15 protein-coding genes and 1 pseudogene are annotated in these 19,153 nt (G+C 71.0%); 9 read left to right on the plus strand and 7 right to left on the minus strand.

The genetic code is table 11. From position 1 onward, the window contains the following. The first annotated feature begins 107 nt into the window (after nt 1–107). Nucleotides 108–1,376, plus strand: coding sequence for an ATP-binding protein (locus tag WBG99_RS21720; protein WP_338897887.1), 1,269 nt, complete (start codon nt 108–110; stop codon nt 1,374–1,376). Nucleotides 1,377–1,494: 118 nt separating this feature from the next. Here WBG99_RS21720 and WBG99_RS21725 read toward each other — a convergent pair whose 3' ends face one another. After that, a complete protein-coding gene (locus WBG99_RS21725; RefSeq protein WP_338897889.1) occupies nt 1,495–2,058 on the minus strand; it encodes a GtrA family protein in 564 nt (187 codons plus the stop codon). A 229-nt stretch (nt 2,059–2,287) separates the two neighbouring features. Between WBG99_RS21725 and WBG99_RS21730 the strand changes: the two are divergent. The 4 genes and pseudogenes from WBG99_RS21730 (at nt 2,288) to WBG99_RS21745 (ending at nt 6,532) form a co-directional block, all read left to right on the plus strand. Further along, nucleotides 2,288–3,426, plus strand: a pseudogene (locus WBG99_RS21730) (5-(carboxyamino)imidazole ribonucleotide synthase). Next, nucleotides 3,423–3,947 carry a 5-(carboxyamino)imidazole ribonucleotide mutase gene (purE, locus tag WBG99_RS21735; protein WP_338897890.1) on the plus strand — a complete coding sequence of 175 codons (525 nt, stop codon included), beginning with the start codon at nt 3,423–3,425 and terminating at the stop codon, nt 3,945–3,947. The pseudogene WBG99_RS21730 and the gene purE overlap by 4 nt, the downstream one beginning before the upstream one ends. Before the next feature lie 35 nt (nt 3,948–3,982). After that, a complete protein-coding gene (locus WBG99_RS21740) occupies nt 3,983–5,161 on the plus strand; it encodes a dipeptidase (protein ID WP_338897891.1) in 1,179 nt (392 codons plus the stop codon). Nucleotides 5,162–5,308: 147 nt separating this feature from the next. Continuing rightward, the gene (locus WBG99_RS21745; RefSeq protein WP_338897893.1) at nt 5,309–6,532 is read left to right on the plus strand and encodes a dipeptidase; all 1,224 of its coding nucleotides are present in this window, start codon (nt 5,309–5,311) and stop codon (nt 6,530–6,532) included. Nucleotides 6,533–6,704: 172 nt separating this feature from the next. Here WBG99_RS21745 and WBG99_RS21750 read toward each other — a convergent pair whose 3' ends face one another. Further along, on the minus strand, nt 6,705–7,067 hold the full coding sequence (locus tag WBG99_RS21750) for a VOC family protein (RefSeq protein WP_338897895.1): 363 nt from the start codon (nt 7,065–7,067) through the stop codon (nt 6,705–6,707). Nucleotides 7,068–7,174: 107 nt separating this feature from the next. Between WBG99_RS21750 and WBG99_RS21755 the strand changes: the two genes are divergently transcribed. Further along, nucleotides 7,175–7,681 (plus strand): CGNR zinc finger domain-containing protein, encoded by a 507-nt coding sequence (locus WBG99_RS21755; protein ID WP_338897896.1) that lies wholly within the window; start codon nt 7,175–7,177, stop codon nt 7,679–7,681. Between the two features lie 205 nt (nt 7,682–7,886). Here the strand turns inward: WBG99_RS21755 and WBG99_RS21760 are convergent, their stop codons facing one another. Further along, nucleotides 7,887–9,230, minus strand: a complete 1,344-nt coding sequence (locus tag WBG99_RS21760) for a UDP-glucose/GDP-mannose dehydrogenase family protein (protein ID WP_338897898.1) — start codon at nt 9,228–9,230, stop codon at nt 7,887–7,889. A 220-nt stretch (nt 9,231–9,450) separates the two neighbouring features. Here WBG99_RS21760 and WBG99_RS21765 point away from each other — a divergent pair, with 220 nt between their 5' ends. Further along, nucleotides 9,451–10,608 carry an acyl-CoA dehydrogenase gene (locus tag WBG99_RS21765; protein WP_338897900.1) on the plus strand — a complete coding sequence of 386 codons (1,158 nt, stop codon included), beginning with the start codon at nt 9,451–9,453 and terminating at the stop codon, nt 10,606–10,608. A 175-nt stretch (nt 10,609–10,783) separates the two neighbouring features. Then, entirely contained in the window at nt 10,784–11,149 is a 366-nt protein-coding gene (locus tag WBG99_RS21770; RefSeq protein WP_338897902.1) for a four-helix bundle copper-binding protein, read from the plus strand. A 59-nt stretch (nt 11,150–11,208) separates the two neighbouring features. On the opposite strand, the gene WBG99_RS21775 is transcribed toward WBG99_RS21770, so the two are convergent. After that, nucleotides 11,209–12,498 (minus strand): LCP family protein, encoded by a 1,290-nt coding sequence (locus tag WBG99_RS21775; RefSeq protein WP_338897904.1) that lies wholly within the window; start codon nt 12,496–12,498, stop codon nt 11,209–11,211. Nucleotides 12,499–12,613: 115 nt separating this feature from the next. Next, on the minus strand, nt 12,614–14,065 hold the full coding sequence (locus WBG99_RS21780) for an LCP family protein (RefSeq protein ID WP_338897906.1): 1,452 nt from the start codon (nt 14,063–14,065) through the stop codon (nt 12,614–12,616). A gap of 126 nt (nt 14,066–14,191) precedes the next feature. Here WBG99_RS21780 and WBG99_RS21785 point away from each other — a divergent pair, with 126 nt between their 5' ends. Beyond that, nucleotides 14,192–15,220, plus strand: coding sequence for a glycosyltransferase family 2 protein (locus tag WBG99_RS21785; protein WP_338897908.1), 1,029 nt, complete (start codon nt 14,192–14,194; stop codon nt 15,218–15,220). Nucleotides 15,221–15,295: 75 nt separating this feature from the next. Here WBG99_RS21785 and WBG99_RS21790 read toward each other — a convergent pair whose 3' ends face one another. Further along, entirely contained in the window at nt 15,296–16,990 is a 1,695-nt protein-coding gene (locus WBG99_RS21790; protein ID WP_338897909.1) for an LCP family protein, read from the minus strand. Between the two features lie 316 nt (nt 16,991–17,306). Further along, complete coding sequence (locus WBG99_RS21795; RefSeq protein WP_338897910.1) at nt 17,307–19,052, minus strand: LCP family protein; 1,746 nt, start codon at nt 19,050–19,052, stop codon at nt 17,307–17,309. Nucleotides 19,053–19,153 lie beyond the last annotated feature (101 nt).

Below are 19,153 nucleotides of genomic sequence, written 5' to 3' on the forward strand. Positions count from 1 at the left end.
CCGGCCCCGACGGGGCGCGGCGGGCGCTTCTTACCCCCGCCCACGGCAGCCGTCCGGTGCCGCACAATCAGAGGTCCCAGAACACTCGCCCCGCCCGGAGGGCCGCCGTGCGCCGCCGTCTCATCCAGTCCACCCTCGCCGTCGTCCTCGTGGTCATCGCGGTCTTCGGCGTCTCCCTCGTCATCGTCGAGACCCGCACGATCAGCAACAGCGCCCAGGAACGCGTGGAGTCCGAGGCGGTGCAGCTGACGAGCATCGTGGACAGCCGGATCATCGGCGACGAAAGGATCACCGCGGAGGTCCTCCGGAACCAGGTCGGCGACGAGCGCTACGCCCGTATCGAGATCCCCGGCCAGCCCACGATCGAGATCGGCGAGAAGCCCGCCGGGGACGTCATCCGCCACCGGGCCAAGGGCGAGAAGGACGAGATCGTCACGGTCGAGGAGTCCCGCTCGGCGGTCAGCCGGGAGGTCGGCCGTACGCTGCTGATCATCGCGGCGGTCGCCCTGCTCGCCGTCATCGCCGCCGTCGTCCTCGCCGTACGCCAGGCCAACCGCCTCGCCTCACCGCTCACCGACCTCGCCGAGACAGCCGAACGGCTCGGCTCCGGCGACCCGCGCCCCCGCCACAAGAGGTACGGCGTGCCGGAGCTGGACCGGGTCGCGGACGTGCTGGACTCCTCCGCCGAGCGCATCGGCCGCATGCTGACCGCCGAGCGCCGCCTCGCCGCCGACGCCTCCCATCAGCTGCGTACGCCGCTGACCGCGCTGTCCATGCGGCTGGAGGAGATCGGCCTCACCGACGATCCCGCCACGGTGAAGGAGGAGGCGCACATCGCGCTCACCCAGGTCGAGCGCCTCACGGACGTCGTGGAACGGCTCCTCACCAACTCCCGCGACCCCCGCAACGGCTCCGCCGTCTCCTTCGAGCTCGACGAGGTCATCAAGCAGCAGCTGGAGGAGTGGCGGCCGGCCTACCGCAGCGCCGGGCGCGCCGTGGTCAGCTCGGGCAAGCGGCATCTTCAGGCCGTGGGTACGCCGGGCGCGGTCGCGCAGGTGCTGGCCGCGCTGATCGAGAACTCGCTCATGCACGGCGGCGGCACGGTGGCGTTGCGCACCCGCGTCACCGGCAACCAGGCGGTGATCGAGGTCACCGACGAGGGGCCCGGCGTGCCCGCCGACCTCGGGGCGCGGATCTTCGAGCGGGCGATCAGCGGGCGCAACTCGACGGGGATCGGGCTGGCCGTGGCGCGGGACCTCGCGGAGGCCGACGGGGGACGGCTGGAGATGCTTCAGGCGCAGCCGCCGGTGTTCGGGTTGTTCCTGTCGCGTACGCCGGTACGGACACCGTCGGGCGACGACCGGCCTGTCCGCTAGGCGGTCGGGTTCCGCGGATGTCCCGTGGCCTCGCGGCGCGACGCGGCGACCGCGGGTCGTCCGTGGCCGCTCGCGCGGTTCCCCGCGCCCCGTCCGGGGCGCTGCCCGCGCCCGTAGGCTACGGCCGGCCGTTCGACCGCTTCCCCGCGCCCCCGGTGAGCGCGGGCGGGTGGGCGGTCCCCGCTTCGAGGAACGATTCCGCGCCGGCCGTCGCCTCGCGGCCCGGGAGGGCCCGGAACACCCAGGTGCGGTACGACCAGAACCGGAAGAGCGTCGCGATGCCGATGCCGAGGAACTTGAAGATGTTGGACTGCAGTGGACTGTCCCAGCCGAAGCCGTACGTGGCCGTGTAGAGGACGCCGTTCTCGATGACGAGGCCGACCACGCTGAACAGCAGGAAGAGCGACATCTCCCGCGTACGGCCGCCCTTGTCGCGGTCCCGGTACGTGAAGTGGCGGAAGCCGACGTAGTTGAAGGCGATGGCGACGACCGTGGCGATGACACTGGCCCGGACGACCTGGAGGTCGGTGGTGTGCCGCACGAGGTTGAAGACCGCGAGATTCACCAGCAGCCCCGCACCGCCCACCGCGCCGAACTTGGCGACCTCCCGCAGGAGCAGGTCGATCCGGCGGCGCAGGGCGCCGCGGGGCTTCGCATCAGGCCCCGAGGTGGTACTTCCCATGGTGTGCGGCCCCGTCGCTCGGTCCGGTCGGTGAGGTACCGGTGGTCAGCCGGTTGCTGTTCCGTCCGAAATGAGTTGGTCCTCGGTCGAAACCCACTGCTTCAGCCATGCTAACCAGCGCTCCTGGGCAATGCCTGTGCAGAAGCTCACAGGGGCGGCCCGGCCCGGGAAAGGGCGGGGAGGACGGTCGGCGGGGGGTGGCCGATTCCGTGGCCGATACTCTGGGGGTGTGACGTTCCCGGTAGTCGGCATGGTCGGCGGGGGCAGCTCGCTCGTATGACACACGAGGCGGGCATCCCGCTCGGCATCAGGTTCAAGCTCCTCAGTGACACCCCTCAGGATTCCGCGGCGCAGGTCGTCGGCGATGTCGTCATCGGCGACTACCGCGACCTCGACACGCTGCGTGCGTTCGCGCGGGGCTGCGACGTGGTCACCTTCGATCACGAACACGTACCCACCGAGCATCTACGGGCCCTGGAGGCGGACGGCATCCCCGTGCGCCCGGGTCCGGACGCGCTCCAGCACGCCCAGGACAAGGGTGTGATGCGGGCGAGGCTCGACGCGATCGGCGTGCCGTGTCCCCGGCACCGCATCGTCGCGGACCCCGATGACGTGGCCGCCTTCGCCGCGGAGGGCGACGGCTTTCCGGTCATCCTCAAGACCGTCCGGGGCGGCTACGACGGCAAGGGCGTGTGGGTCGTCCGGTCGGTCGAGGACGCCGCCGAGCCCTTCCGCGCCGGCGTCCCGGTCCTCGCCGAGGAGAAGGTCGACTTCGTACGGGAGCTGGCCGCGTGCGTCGTACGGTCGCCGCACGGCCAGGCCGTCGCGTACCCGGTCGTGGAGTCGCGGCAGGTGAACGGCGTCTGCGACACCGTCATCGCGCCGGCCCCCGACCTCGATCCCGCCCTCGCCCTGAAGGCCGAGGAGCTCGCCCTGACCCTCGCCGGGGAACTGGACGTGGTCGGCCATCTGGCCGTCGAGCTGTTCCAGACCCGCGACGGGCGCATCCTCGTGAACGAGCTGGCCATGCGCCCCCACAACTCCGGCCACTGGAGCCAGGACGGCGCGATCACCAGCCAGTTCGCCAACCACGTACGGGCGGTGCTCGACCTGCCGCTCGGCGACCCCCGCCCGCGTGCGGAGTGGACCGTCATGGTCAACGTCCTCGGCGGCGACTACCCGGACATGTACTACGCGTATCTGCACTGCATGGCCCGCGACCCCCAGCTCAAGATCCACATGTACGGCAAGGACGTGAAGCCCGGCCGCAAGGTCGGTCACGTCAACACCTACGGCGACGACCTCGACGACGTGCTGGAGCGCGCCCGTCACGCCGCCGGATACCTGAGAGGCACGATCACCGAATGAGCCCGGTCGTAGGCATCGTCATGGGGTCGGACTCCGACTGGCCCGTCATGGAGGCCGCCGCACAGGCCCTCGACGAGTTCGAGATCGAGTACGAGGTCGACGTGGTCTCCGCGCACCGGATGCCGCGCGAGATGATCGCGTACGGCGAGGAGGCCGCCGAGCGGGGGATCAAGGTGATCATCGCGGGCGCGGGCGGCGCCGCCCATCTGCCGGGCATGCTCGCGTCCGTGACCCCGCTGCCCGTCATCGGCGTCCCCGTGCCGCTGAAGTACCTCGACGGGATGGACTCCCTGCTGTCGATCGTGCAGATGCCGGCCGGTGTGCCCGTCGCGACCGTCTCCGTCGCCGGGGCCCGCAACGCCGGTCTGCTGGCCGCGCGCATCCTGGCCACGCGGGACGAGGAACTTCTCGGCCGGATGCGGGAGTTCCAGCAGGAGCTGAACGACCAGGCCACCGAGAAGGGCAAGCGGCTGCGTACCAAGGTCGAGGGAGCCGGCAACGGCTTCGGCTTCGGGAAGTAAGTGACGCGATGACGGGGATCACGGGGGAGACAGGCATGACATCGCTGGCCAAGGCGCGGGAGCTGCTGCGGGAGTTCCCGGTCGCGGACGGGCACAACGACCTGCCCTGGGCGCTGCGTGAGCAGGTCCGCTACGACCTGGACGCGCGGGACATCGCCACCGACCAGAGCGCCTGTCTGCACACCGACCTGGCGCGGCTGCGCGCGGGCTGCGTCGGGGCGCAGTTCTGGTCGGTTTACGTACCCTCGGACCGGCCGGGGGCCGTCCCGGGCACGCTCGAACAGATCGACTGCGTACGGCAGTTGATCGACCGTTACCCGGCCGAGCTGCGGGCCGCGCTGACCGCCGCCGACATGGAGGCGGCCCGCGCCGAGGGCCGCGTCGCCTCGCTGATGGGCGCCGAGGGCGGCCATTCCATCGACAACTCCCTCGCCACCCTGCGGGCGCTGTACGCGCTCGGTGTCCGCTACCTGACGCTCACCCACAACCACAACATCGCCTGGGCGGACTCCGCGACCGACGACCCGGCGGTCGGCGGCCTCACGGCCTTCGGCCGGGCGGTCGTGCGGGAGATGAACCGCGAGGGCATGCTCGTCGACCTCTCGCACGTGGCCGCGACGACGATGCGCGACGCGCTCGACACCTCGGCCGCCCCGGTGATCTTCTCCCACTCGTCGTCACGGGCCGTCTGCGACCACCCCCGCAACATCCCGGACGACGTCCTGGAGCGGTTGCCGGCCAACGGGGGCGTGGCCATGGTGACGTTCGTGCCGAAGTTCGTGCTCCAGGCCGCCGTCGACTGGACGGCCGCCGCCGACGAGAACATGCGCGCGCACGGCCTCCACCACCTCGACACCACCCCCGAGGGGATGGCCGTCCACCGCGCCTTCGAGGAACGGAACCCCCGCCCGGTAGCCACGGTGTCCACGGTCGCCGACCACCTCGACCACATGCGCGAGGTCGCCGGCATCGACCACCTCGGCATCGGCGGCGACTACGACGGCACCGCCTTCACCCCGGACGGCCTGGACGACGTCTCCGGCTACCCGAACCTGATCGCCGAGCTCCTCGACCGCGGCTGGTCCGGGACCGACCTGGCCAAGCTGACCTGGCAGAACACGGTCCGGGTGCTGGGCGCGGCCGAGGACGTGGCCCGGGATCTTGGGACCCGCACGGGCCCCTCGAACGCCACGTTGGAGCAGCTGGACGGGTGACACCCGGGGCGCCGGGGGTCACCCGGACGGCGTACGGCGGCCTCGCCGCCGCCGTACGACCCGAACGCCCCACCCACCAGGAAGGCGGGCGGCTCCCGTGCCACGGTGACCAGTACTGCGATCACCCAACGGCTACGGAGGACCGCCATGGCAGATCTGCAGGACGAACTCCAAGCGGCCGGCGAGGCCGGCGAGCTCGACACGCCGCCCGCCACCCGTACGAAGCGGAACCCGAAACGGGGCCACCGTCCGGCGGCGGAACCCATGACCTCCGACGCCCGTGGCCCCGACGGCGGGCCTCCCCGCGCCGCAACCTCCGATGCCGCCGCGACCGGGACCGTCCCCGCCGAGGCCACCGAGCCCTCCGCGGAGCTGGCGAAGGCACATGCCTTCCTCGCCGTACACCCCGTCGCCGACGGCTACAGCGGGCTGCCGAGAGTGCTGCGCCAACTGCCCCGGTACGACCTGGAGCTGAGCGAGGGCAGGGTGGACACCGACGTGCCCCGGATGCGCAAGGGCCGTATCGGCGCGCTGTTCTGGGCGCTGCACCTGCCGGAGGGCGTGACGGGCGACCGGGCCGTCGGCGTCACCCTGGAGCAGCTGGATTTGGTCCAGAGGGTCGTCCACGCGAACCCCGAGGGGCTGCGGCTCGTGCAGGGCGCGGGGGAGATCACCGACGCCCGCAACCGCGGCCGGGTCGCCGTCCTGCTCGGACCCGCCGGCGCCCCGGCGATCGGCGACTCCCTCGGCATCCTGCGCGCCCTGCACGTACTCGGCCTCAAGGCCCTCACCCTCGCCGGCGCGTCCTGGGCGGGCGAGAGCGGACTGAGCGGGTTCGGCGAGGAGGTGGTCCGCGAGATGAACCGCATCGGCGTCGTCGCCGACCTCTCCGGCGCCTCCGAGCCGACCGTCCGCCGGGCCCTCGCGCTCTCCCGCGCCCCGGTCCTGTGCACCCGCTCGGCCGCCGCCGCCCTGGTGCCCCATCCGGCCAACCTCTCCGACGACCTCCTCGCCGAACTGGGCGAGGCCCACGGACTGTGCATGGTGCCGCTCACCGCCGAGCAGACCGGCCCGTCGGTCCGCGCGGTCGCCGACCACCTCGACCACGTCCGCGCTCTCGCCGGCCCCGAGTGCGTCGGCCTCTCCGGTGCCTACGACTCCGGTGCCGCCCACCCCCAGGACCTCACCGACGTCTCCTGTTACCCCCGCCTGGTGGTCGAACTCATGCGTAGAGGCTGGTCCGAGACCGACCTCGCCCTCCTCACCTGGGGCAACGTCCAACGAGTCCTGCGCACCGCCGACTTCACGGCGAGAGCGGCAAGGGACCGCCGAGAGGCCTCGTCGGCGAAGATCGCCGACCTGGACGGCTGACCGCCGACCGCGCCCGCGTGTCCCGAAGGGGTCCTCGCGGACCACGCGACCTCATCGGACGCTCGGGGTGCGAGGACCCCCGACCGAGGGGCGCGGGGAACCGCGCGACCAGCCACGCTCGGCGCGCGGCCGTCGACCGCCCCGCGGCCCCCTACCGCCCCCTATCGCGCACTCAGCTCCGGCACAGACAGAACGGATGCCCAGCCGGGTCCGCGTACACCCGGAACCCACGCTCACGGTCCGCCACATCCAACGGCTTCGCCCCGAGCGCCAGCACCTCCTTCTCCGCCGCGTCCATGTCCTCCACGGTCAGGTCCAGATGGAACTGCTGCGACCGCTCCGGCGAGGGCCACTCGGGCGCCACGAACCCGGGCGCCGCCTGGAACGCCAGCGACGCGCCCCCGCCCGGCACCTCCAGGTCCACCCAGTCCCCCTCCCCGCTGACCTTCCCGCCGACCACCTCGGCGTAGAACCCGGCGAGCGCGGCCGGATCGGGACAGTCCAGGACGATGACATCCAGCTTGGCGATGGCCATGGCCTTCTCCTTGCTCTCGCGGGGTCGGTCACCTGTCGGTTACCTGTAGAGCAGGATAACCGGTAACGGTTACCGCATGCATCCCTATAAGCGGTAACGTCACAGGCATGAGCGAGAGAGCGTCCGCCCCCGGCGGGCTGGCCCTCGTCGAGAGCCTGGTGAACACGCTGGACATCGAGACGGGCGCCGACGCCCTGGACACCCCGCAGGGCCGCGCCCGCCTGGACCTCACACCCGGGGAGGACATCGCGGCCGTACGCGAACTGCGGGAGTCCCTCCGGGCGGCCCTGCTGGCCCACGCCGGCCACGCAGCGCACCGCCCGGTGACCCCGCTCGGCGAACTCCTGGCCGCCGCGCCGCTCGTCGTCGCGGTCTCCGCCGAGGACGGCTCCGCGGCCCTGCGCCCCGCCGCACACCCGGCCCGCCTCGCCTGCCGCGTGGCCGCGGCCGTCGCCGAGGCACTCACGGCCGGTACCTGGCAGCGCCTCAAGGCCTGTGAGGCCCCCGACTGCCACTGGGCGTACTACGACCGCAGCCCGGCCGGGCGGGGCCGCTGGTGCACGATGCAGGTGTGCGGCGCCCGCGCGAAGATGCGCCGCTACCGCGCGAAGTAGGCGCTTCGCCACCGCCCGCCACGTGAGCGGGCCCTGGTGCGTGCGATCGCAAGGCGCCGGAGCGTCCTCACGGCGGAGTTATGAGGGCGTTTCGGCAACGCGGCGAGCGTACGTGCCAGGGTTCGGGCGCCAGACAGGAGAGGTCACCCGGCAGGCTCTGAGCCTCGGCCGGAACGCCGTCACCTTCCTGCCGCGTGGCTCGGCCCTACGCGGTCGGCCGGCCCATCGCCCGGTACGTCCAGCCCGCCCGGCGCCACAGCTCCGGGTCCAGCGCGTTGCGGCCGTCGAGGAGGACCCGCTCGGCCGCGACCTCGCCCAGCGCCGCCGGGTCCAGCTCGCGGAACTCCCGCCACTCGGTCAGGTGCAGCACGATGTCGGCGCCCCGTACGGCGTCGAGCGCGGAGCCGGCGTACCCGAGCGTCGGGAAGAGCCGCCGGGCGTTGTCCATGCCCTTGGGGTCGTAGACGGTGACCTGGCCGCCCTGGAGATGGATCTGCCCGGCCACGTTGAGGGCGGGGGAGTCGCGTACGTCGTCGGAGTCCGGCTTGAAGGAGGCGCCCAGTACGGCCACCCGCTTGCCCAGGAAGGGCCCGCCGCCCAGGGCCTGCCGCGCCAGCTCCACCATCTGCCCGCGCTGCCGCATGTTGATGGAGTCGATCTCCCGCAGGAAGGTCAGAGCCTGGTCGGCCCCCAGCTCACCGGCGCGGGCCATGAAAGCGCGGATGTCCTTCGGCAGACAGCCGCCGCCGAAGCCGATCCCCGCCCGCAGGAACTTCTTGCCGATCCGGTCGTCGTGCCCGATGGCCTCCGCCAGCTTGGCGACATCACCCCCGGCGGCCTCGCACACCTCGGCCATGGCGTTGATGAAGGAGATCTTGGTGGCGAGGAAGGAGTTCGCGGAGGTCTTCACCAGCTCGGCGGTCGGGAAGTCGGTGACGACGAACGGGGACCCCTCGGCCACCGGCGTCGCGTACACCTCCCGCAGCAGCTTCTCGGCCTTCTCGCTCCGCACACCCACCACGATCCGGTCGGGGTGCAGCGTGTCGTTCACGGCGAAGCCCTCGCGCAGGAACTCCGGGTTCCAGGCCAGCTCGGCGTCCTCCCCGGCGGGCGCGTGCTCGGCGAGATAGGCGGCCAGCCGGTCGGCGGACCCCACCGGCACGGTCGACTTGCCGACGACGAGGGCCGGGCCCGTCAGATGCGGGGCGAGCGAGGCGAAGGCGGCGTCGACGTAGGACATGTCGCAGGCGTACTCGCTGTGCCGCTGTGGGGTGTTCACGCAGACGAAGTGGATGTCGCCGAAGGCCGCGACCTCGGCGTAGTCGGTCGTGAAGCGCAGCCGCCCGCTGGACCCCTCGATCCCGGCGACATGCCCCCGCAGCAGCTCCTCGAGACCCGGCTCGTACATCGGGACCTCGCCCCGCCGGAGCATCTCGACCTTCGCTTCGACGACGTCGAGCCCCAGTACCTCGAACCCCATCTCGGCCATGGCCGCGGCGTGGGTCGCGCCGAGATAGCCGGTGCCGATCACGGTGATCTTGAGGGCCATGGGTGCTCCTGGGGTGTCCGGCCGTGGGGTGCGCTGCGAGTGCACGACAAGTGCGCTGCCTGAGCATAGTCGGGGCGTGTCAGGGCCCTTCACCGGGCAGATTCCCCGAGTGTCGCGGCCTGTGGCGTGGCCTGTCGTCAAGCTCACGTATCACTCGCGTGGGCAGGCCTCTAAAATTCGGGTTACTTAACGGTAGTTAGCATCAGGAGCGTGAGAGACCTTGGCCGGATCGGCTGATTTCGACCTGTACCGCCCGTCCGAGGAGCACGAAATGCTCCGTGACGCGATCCGGTCCCTCGCCGAGGCGAAGATCGCGCCCCACGCCGCCGCCGTGGACGAGGAGGCCCGCTTCCCGCAGGAGGCGCTCGACGCTCTGGTGGCCAACGACCTGCACGCCGTGCACGTCCCCGAGGAGTACGGCGGCGCAGGCGCCGACGCGCTCGCCACGGTCATCGTGATCGAGGAGGTGGCCCGCGCCTGCGTCTCCTCCTCCCTCATCCCGGCCGTCAACAAGCTCGGCTCGCTGCCCGTGATCCTCTCCGGCTCCGAGGAACTGAAGAAGAAGTACCTGGGCCCGCTCGCCAAGGGCGACGCGATGTTCTCGTACTGCCTCTCCGAGCCGGACGCCGGCTCCGACGCGGCCGGCATGAAGACCCGCGCGGTCCGCGACGGCGACCACTACATCCTCAACGGCGTGAAGCGCTGGATCACCAACGCGGGCGTCTCCGACTACTACACGGTCATGGCGGTCACCGACCCGGAGAAGCGCTCGAAGGGCATCTCCGCCTTCGTCGTCGAGAAGACCGACGAGGGCGTCTCCTTCGGCGCCCCGGAGAAGAAGCTCGGCATCAAGGGCTCCCCGACCCGCGAGGTCTACCTCGACAACGTCCGCATCCCCGCCGACCGCATGATCGGCGAGGAGGGCACCGGCTTCGCCACGGCGATGAAGACCCTGGACCACACCCGCATCACCATCGCCGCCCAGGCCCTCGGCGTCGCCCAGGGCGCCCTCGACTACGCCAAGGGCTATGTCCAGGAGCGCAAGCAGTTCGGCAAGCCGATCGCCGACTTCCAGGGCGTCCAGTTCATGCTCGCCGACATGGCCATGAAGATCGAGGCCGCCCGCGCCCTGACCTACCAGGCCGCCGCCAAGTCCGAGCGCGGCGACAAGGACCTCACCTTCCAGGGCGCCGCCGCCAAGTGCTTCGCCTCCGACGTGGCCATGGAGGTCACCACGGACGCCGTCCAGCTGCTGGGAGGCTACGGCTACACGCGGGACTACCCGGTGGAGCGCATGATGCGCGACGCGAAGATCACACAAATATACGAAGGCACCAACCAGGTTCAGCGCATCGTCATGGCCCGCAACCTGCCGTGACCCCTTCGGCGCGACCCGTACACGGCCTCCGGCGCTCCGCCGGAGGCCGTCGTCATGCGGGGCGGTGGGGCGGACCGTCCGCGTCCGTCCGATGGCGGGCGGGGGCGGGGAGGCGTAGGACGGAAGTGAGCGGGGCCCGCCCCGGACCCCGCTCCCACCACCCCCAGGAGGAGTCATGCAGCAGCAGACCGGAGCCATGAACGCGATGAGCAAGGAGATGCAGGACTGCGTCGACGCGTGCATGACGTGCCACAGCGTGTGCGAGGAGACCATGAGCTCCTGCATGCAGGCCGGCGGCCAGGCCCAGATGCAGATCATGCGCGCGCTGATGGACTGCGCCGAGCTGACCCGCATGTGCGCGGACATGATGATGCGCCGCTCGCCGCTGTCCGCCGAGATGTGCGCGATGTGCGCCCGCGCCTGTGACATGTGCGCCGAGGCGTGTATGTCCATGCCGGACGATCAGCAGATGATGCGCTGTGCCGAGGCGTGTCGCCGCTGCTCCGAGACGTGCCGGACGATGGCGGGCGCGACCGCCTGACCGTCCCGGCGGCCGAGGGGCACCCCGTCACGGGGCGCCCCTCGGTCACCCGGCCCGGGTCAGTTGCCCGACACCGTCACCGTCTCGTCGTTCTTCAGCTGCTCCACCAGCTGCTTCACCTTGGCGGTGTCCCACTGGAGGTTGCCGTTGTCCGAGTCGCCGGAGATCGGCATGTTCATCGACTTGCCGTCGCCGCCCGTCACACCCTTCATCGCCCAGAACATGTCGGCCAGGTCGAACAGGCCCATGTCCTTGTCGACGATCAGGGTGTCCAGGCCCGCGCTCATCGTCGGGTACAGCTTGAACGGGTTGAGCACCGTGCTCGGCGTCGCCGTCTGGCTTGCCAGGGCAGCGAGGAACTTCTGCTGGTTCTTCGTACGGTCCAGGTCGCTGCCCTCGAGGGCGTAGCGGGTGCGGACGAAGGCGAGGGACTGCTCACCGTTCAGTGTCTGCTTGCCCGCCTCGAAGTCGGCACCGGACTTGGTGTCCTTCATGCCGCCCTTGGGGATATCGATCTCAACGCCGCCGACCGCGTCGACGATGTTCGCGAAGCCCGCGAAGCCGATCTCCACGTAGTGGTCGATGTGCAGTCCCGTGTTGGCCTCGACGGTGCGGACCAGCAGTTCCGGGCCGTCCTCCGCGTACGCCGCGTTCAGCTTCACCTGGCGGCCGGTGCCCGGGAAGGTCTTGCCGGACTCGGAGCCGCGGAACGTCGGTATCTCGACGTTCGAGTCGCGGGGGAGCGAGATCAGCGTCGGCCCGTTCGAACCGGTGTGCAGGATCATCATCGAGTCCGTGCGCTTGCCCTCGGCGGACCCGGTGTGGAGTTCCTTCTTCTGCTCGTCGGTCAGGCCCGCACGGCTGTCGGAGCCGACGATCAGGTAGTTGGTGCCCTCGCCCGCCTCCGGCCGTTCGATGACCTTCGACAGGTCGACCTCGCGGTTCAGCTTGGAATCGGCCCAGAAGTACGTGCCGATCGTCGTCGCGAGCAGCACCACGGTGGTGGTGATCGCGGTCACCTTGATACGGCGGCGCCAGTCCGGCGCGGGCCGCTCGCCCCGGCCGCCGCCCCGGCCGCCGGGCCCGCCCGGACCGCCGGCGCCGTACACCTGGCCGGTGTTGTAGTCGTTGCGCCGGCCGTCGGCGTACGGGTCGGGGCCGTTGCCGTAGCCGTCACCGTACGGCTCGCCGTACGTGGGCTGCTGGGGCACACCGCCCTGAGGGGGTGCCGACGGGCCGCGACGGACCTGGCGCATCACACGCGCCCCGTCGGGCTGTGCGCTCGCGCTTCCGTGTCCGTACCCGCCGCCGCGGTTGTCGCCGGACCATCCCTCGGGCCAATCGTTCATGCGCCCAAGTGTGCAGTGTCAGGCTGTGCCCTTTACAAGAGTCCGAGGAAAACGGAGGCAGGGCTGTTGCGAAGCTGACACAAATCGCACGTGTGTAAGAAGGATCGGGGAGCTTCTACGGGGCGCACGCCACCTGGTCGCCCGTCACCACGCCGGACTCGCCCTGCTGGGGGTCCTCGGCGCGTACCTTGCGGACCTTCCCGAAGTCCGTGCCGGCGATGACCCTCAGGGTGGGGCCCTGGGCGCGTACCGGGCGTAGTTCGGAGCCGGGGAGGGCGGCGGCGAGGGACTCGGCGGAGCGGTCCCAGCGGGGGTCGTGGACGACGAGGGTCCGCTGGACGTTTCGCTGCGGGGAGTTGACCGGGGTCTTCGTGGTGCGGAACCCGGTGGCGGCCAGCTGGCGGTCGATCTTCCTGCCGAGGCCGGGGACGGTCGTGCCGTTCTCGACCTGGACGCGGATCTGCTGGGGGGCGACGTCGACGCGGGCGTACGCACCGCGGGGCTTGTAGGGAGCGAGGGGGCGGTCGTCGCGGAGTGCCTTGAAGAGGCGGGCGGACTTGGTCTCGTCCCACTTGAGGGTCGACCCGACGCCCTCCACGGCGTACTCCATGTGTCCGATGGGGACGGTGGTGAACTCGGAGGAGGCGGGGGCGAGGTTCCGCATCGCCCGGCCCAGGTCGATCAGCTCGCCGGTGCCGAACTCCTTGTCGGCGCGGACGGAGCCGAGGACGGCCTGGGTGATGTCGCGGAACTTCATCGGGTTGAGCAGGACGCCGGAGGAGGTGGCCTGGGACATCAGGGACGCCATGAAGCGCTGCTGGCGCTTCATGCGGCCGAGGTCGGAGGAGCCGTCGGTGTGCCGGGAGCGGACGTACTGGAGGGCCCGGCCGCCGTCCAGCTCATGGGTGCCGGAGGCGAGGTCGAGTCCGGTGTAGGCGTCCTTGAGGGGGCGGGCTGTGCAGATTCTGACGCCGCCGAGGACGTCGACGGTGCGCATGAAGCTGGTGAAGTCGACCTCGACGTAGTGGTCGATCTTCACCTTGGTCATGTGCTCGACCGTGCGCACGGTGAGCTGTGGGCCGCCCTCCGCGTAGGCCGCGTTCAGCTTGATCGGGTGGGCCCGGTGGGTCTTCCCGGTGGTGTGGTCGGTGTGCTCGGGCGTCTCGGCGTAGGAGTCGCGCGGCAGGCTCACGATGCTCGCGCGCTCCCGGTCCTCCGAGATGTGCACGATCATCATGGTGTCCGTGCAGTGGCAGGGGGCGCCGCCCAGGCGGTAGCGCTGCCGCTCCTCCTCGGTGATCCGGTCGCGGCCGTCGGTGCCGACCAGCAGGACGTTCATGCCGTGGCCCGCCTCGGGACGGTTCTTCATGTCCTTGAAGGCGTCGACGCGGGCGATCTCGTCGTCCAGACGCGTCACCACCGCGTGCCCGATGCCGCCGGCGGCCAGCACCACCACCGACAACGTGGTCACCGCCCGCGTGGCCCAGCTCAGCCGCCGGGGGCGTACGGGCGGCCGGGGCTGCTGCGGCAGGGCGGGGCGACGGGGCGGTGTGGACACGGGGGACACCTCCGCGAGACCGGTCAGGGGGAGTCAGGGATCCGTGAGCACCGTAGGCCCATACGATCTGCGGCCCGTCCCGGCGACCGGGCGGCGCGCGTCGGTGTCCCCCGTTCGCGGTAACGTGAGCCCCCTATGAACGCCAAGCCCGACGTGCAGCTCCCCGCCGTGTCTGTGATCATGCCCGTCCTCAACGAGGAGCGACATCTGCGCGGAGCCGTCCAAGCGATCCTCGCGCAGGAGTACGGCGGCGAGATGGAGGTCGTGATCGCCCTCGGTCCGTCCACGGACCGCACGGACGAGATCGCCGCCGAGCTCGTACGCGAAGACCCGCGCGTCCATACGGTCCCGAACCCGACCGGGCGTACGCCCGCCGCGCTCAACGCCGCGATCAAGGCCTCCCGCCATCCGATCGTGGTCCGCGTCGACGGCCACGGCATCCTCTCGCCGAACTACATCGCCACCGCCGTACGGCTGCTGGAGGAGACCGGCGCGCAGAACGTCGGCGGCATCATGCACGCCGAGGGCGAGAACGACTGGGAGCGCGCGGTCGCCGCCGCCATGACCTCGAAGATCGGCGTCGGCAACGCCGCCTTCCACACGGGCGGGCAGGCCGGTCCGGCCGAGACGGTGTACCTGGGCGTCTTCCGCCGCGAGGCGCTGGAGCGGCAGGACGGCTACAACGTGGAGTTCGTCCGCGCCCAGGACTGGGAGCTGAACTTCCGCATACGGGAGGCGGGCGGCCTCATCTGGTTCTCGCCCGAGCTGAAGGTGTCGTACCGGCCGCGCCCCAGCGTGAAGGCGCTGGCCAGGCAGTACAAGGACTACGGGCGCTGGCGGCATGTCGTCGCCCGCTACCACGAGGGCTCCATCAACCTGCGCTACCTCGCCCCGCCGACCGCCGTGTGCGCGATCGTGGCCGGTGTCCTGGTGGGCGGCCTGCTGACCCCGCTGGGGTACATCATCCCCGGCGGTTACCTCGCGGCGATCGTCGCGGGCTCGGTTCCGGCGGGCAGGGGGCTGCCGCTCAGGGCCCGCCTGCAGATCCCTCTCGCCCTCGCCACGATGCACATGTCCTGGGGCTTCGGCTTCCTGACCAGTCCCAGGTCCCTGGCGAAGAGGGTCATCGCGTCCCGCCGCCCGGCGGTGCTGACCGAGAGCTGAGCATCCGGATGCGCATGCGGGCCCCTCTCACGATCGAGAGGGGCCCGACTCACGTACCGTCGACCCCTTCGGCGGTCACCAGGTGAATGCCGGGTTGACCTTCATACAGGCCTCCTCGTTCGCCCCGTTCAGGGCGTCCGCCGACTCCGGAGTCGTGTCGTCGCCCTTCTCTGCGTCCGCGGCCTCGTACGTCCCGCCCTCCCGCCAGTCGGCGCCGACGACGAGGGTGACGCCGCTGACGTTCGTGGACCTCTCCACCTGGCCGAGCGGGATGCCGAGGGCCTTGGCGAGTTCCTGGGCGTCGCCCTCCAGTTCGGCGCTCGGGAAGCGCACGACCGTCCTGTCCTCGGTCAACGTGCTGGTCGTGTCGGCCGAGGCCTTGGCGAAGCCCTCCTCGACCAGCAGCCCGGACACCGTGCTCGCCCGGCCGGCGACCGGGCCGAGCGTGGAGGTCCGGGTGCCGTTCTGCACCAGCACACCGATCTCGTCCTTCTCGGCCGCCGGATCGTCGGAGGTCTCCTCCTCGGTGGTGGCCTTCTTCGCGTCCTTGCCGTCCAGCGCGATGTCCTCGCGCACCAGTCGGAACAGCTTCTCCGCGTCGCCCTCCTTGGGCACCACGCGCGAGCCGACGTACGTGTACGGCATCGTCGTCATCGTGATCCGGGCCGGCTCGACCTTGCGCAGTTCCTTGCTGAGGTCGTAGAGCTTCGCGACCCTGCCGAGGCCCTCGTCGACGGTGAGCGCGTCCGTGGCCTCCTCGGCGAGCCTGCGCAGCTTGATCGGGTTGGTGATCGTGGCGTTCTCGCGCAGCTCACGGACCATCGCGTTCATGTACATGTGCTGCGCCTTGGCGCGCGCGATGTCGCTGCCGTCCTCGAAGCCGTACCGGGTGCGCAGCCACTGCAGGGCCTGCCTGCCCTTGATGTACGTGGTGCCCTTCTCCAGCTTCAGCCCGGAGCCGTGGCCCTGGCTGTCCCTCGACTCGATGTTGTCGGTCACGCACACCGGGACACCGCCGATCGCGTCGGCCATGGACACGACCCCCGCGAAGTCGACCATCATGAAGTGGTCGATGTGGATACCGGTCAGCTCCTGCCAGGTGGCGACCGTGCAGCCGGGGCCGCCGCGGCCCAGCGACTGGTTGGTCATCCTCGGCAGGGTGGTCGCCTCGTACACCTTGCCGTCGTCGGGGTCGGTGCACTTGGGGAGGGTGAGCAGGGTGTCGCGGGGCATGCTGATCACCGACATGTTGGTGCGGTCGGCGGACAGGTGCAGGAGCATCTGGACGTCGGCGAGCGGGGTGGAGCCGAAGGTCTCCCTGGCGCCGCCGAGTTTCTGGTTCTCCTCGGTGTCCCGTGCGTCGGAGCCGATGAGCAGGATGTTCAGCGGGGTCTGGCCGGCCGCGTTCGGGGTCGGCTCGGCGATCTTCGTCTCGCCGAGGTTGAGCTTCTCTTTCCTGATGTTGTCGTCGAGGTGCTGGTAGTAGAGACAGCCGGCACCCGCGGTGCCGAGTATCACGACCGCCAGGACCGACGCCGACCAGCGCAGCGCCCGTCTGCGCCGGGGCCGTTCGGGCGCGCTCACCCGTTCGCTCCCGCCGGCGCCGCCGCCGTGCCGGCGACCGCCCCGCCCGCGCTGCTCGGGGACTCTCGCGTCCTTGTCCCCGTCCTCGCCGGACGCGCACTCCCTCCGGTCCGGGCCCCCGTCCCGCTCGCCGGGCTTGTCCACACGCGGTCGCCCCCCGTCCCCGCGCACGTCGCTCCGTACCATCTCCCTGCCCCTCCCCACCCTGCCGTGCCGACGGGGCCGTCCCCGCCTTCTGTTGGACCTTCGAGACCCCGACCGGGATGTACTCATGCTCTGTTGAACGCGTCATACGTTCCGCCGGGTGACATCGGCGCGCCCCCGGGCCGGGGCCGCGCGCGTACGGCCGGTCGGACGCGGTACGCGGTCGCGGACGCAGGCCGCCGCGGCGGCACCGCCCGCCCGGTTCTTCGGATCCGGCCGACGGGGCATGTCCTCGCGCCCCGCCCGGCCCGCACCCGCACTCACGTCAGGTCACACGCGCCACGACCCCGTCAGGTCGTCAACTGGCGCACTTCTCCTTGTCCGCGGTGTTCTTCTCGACGTCCAGATCCGCCGCGGACGGCGCGCTCAGCGACACCCCGGCGCCCTGGAAGTCCTTGCCCAGGGTCAGCACCATCGCGGGCAGCCCCTGGGCGTTGGTCTCGCTGCCGCCCTCGCCGGGCTTCAGTGCCGACGCGGACAGGCCCATCAGGTCGGCCAGCTTGCGGGCCTGGTCGGCCTGGTCGGGGTCGTACGCGAGGGTGGTCTTCGACAGCGTCTTGTCGGCGTTGCCGAGCTGGCTCGACCTGGTCACGCCCACATCGTTCTGCAGCCAGTTGAGCGTGGCCTGTGCGCTGCCGGCCTTGGCACCGCCGTTGTAGACGTTGACCCGGACCTCGGAGGCCTCGGCGCGCGTACCCTTGAGCTTCGCGGCCTCCTTCTGCTTGGCCTGCTTCTTCACCTCGCTGAGCGAGACGTCCTCCCTGATCGTCGCGAACAGCTCCTCGGCCTTCTGCGGTGTGGGCAGCACGGTCGCGCCGTCGGTGTTGTCGACGACCGGCACGGTGGTGAAGGTGATGTTCTTCGTCTTGACCTTGCCGACCTCCTGGCCGAGCGAGGCCAGCTTCTTGATGTCGGTGATCTGGGAGTCGACGGACAGGGCGTCGGTGGCTGCCTCCGCCAGCGACAGCACCTTCGTCGGGTCGGTGAGCGTGTCCTCGGACTTCATCTGGCGGATCATCGAGCTGAGGAACTGCTGCTGCAGCGCGATCCGGCTCAGGTCGCTGCCGAGGCCCACGCTGTAGCGGGTGCGCAGGAACGCCAGCGCCTGCTCGCCCGCGATGACGTGCTTGCCCGCGGTGAGGTCCAGCTTGGACTTCGTGTCCCTGATGTCCTTCTCCAGGCACACCTCGACACCGCCGATGGCCGTGGAGAGCGTCTTCACCGCGTTGAAGTCGGCCACCATGAAGTGGTCGGGCTTGATCCCGGTCAGCTCCTCCACGGTCCGCATCGTGCAGCTCGGGGTGCGGCCGTCCTGGCCGAGGCTCGTGTTGAACCGGACGCCGGGCGTTCCCGGGATGGTCTTCTGGGAGCCGTCCTCCTGCGTGGTCGGGCAGTCCGGGACGTCCACGATCATGTCGCGGGGGATGCTCATCGCGGTCGCGTTCGTACGGTCCTTGGAGACGTGCAGCAGGATCGTGGTGTCCGCGTGGCCGACGCTGCCCGGGTCGCCGTACTTCTCGTTGCCCTCGCCGGTCCGCTTGTCCGTGCCGATCACCACCAGGTTGATCGCCCGGTCCTTGCTGAAGCCGCCGGTGCCCGCCCCGTCGTCCGCGATCTTGTCGATGTTGTTGTTGAGGTGCTGGAGGTAGAGGTAGCCCGCGGCGCTCACCCCGACCAGCAGGAAGGCCAGCGAGCCGCCCGTCCACACCAGGATCCGCTTGCCCGTGGACTTCTTGGGCCTCGTTCTGCCCCGGCTGCCGCGCCGGCCCGGCAGCGGGTCCTCCTCGGGCGTGCCCCGCCGACGGCGCGGGCCCGGCACGGTGTCCGGGATCTCCCGGGTCTTCGGAGCCGCCGTCGCGGACCGCGCGGGCGTGGCGGCCGACCTGGTCCCCGCCGTGGCGGGGGCGGCCCGGCGCGGACGCGGCACCGCCGACTGCGGTGCGGAAGGGGTCAGTCGCAGTTCGTATTCACCGGTGCTCGGGTTGAGTACCCACTGGTCTGCGGGGTCGATGTCATCCGCCCGCCCACGGCCTTGCGCGTCCACGGTTGCCTGATTCCTCCGTCGGGGCCACGCGGCGTCTTCCCCCCTCAAAAGACGCTCGGGTCTCGCTGCAAGTGGTGCGTGACCGGGAAGGCCTGACACAC

This window comes from Streptomyces sp. TG1A-60 (assembly GCF_037201975.1).
In the GTDB taxonomy this organism is placed as follows: Bacteria; Actinomycetota; Actinomycetes; order Streptomycetales; family Streptomycetaceae; genus Streptomyces.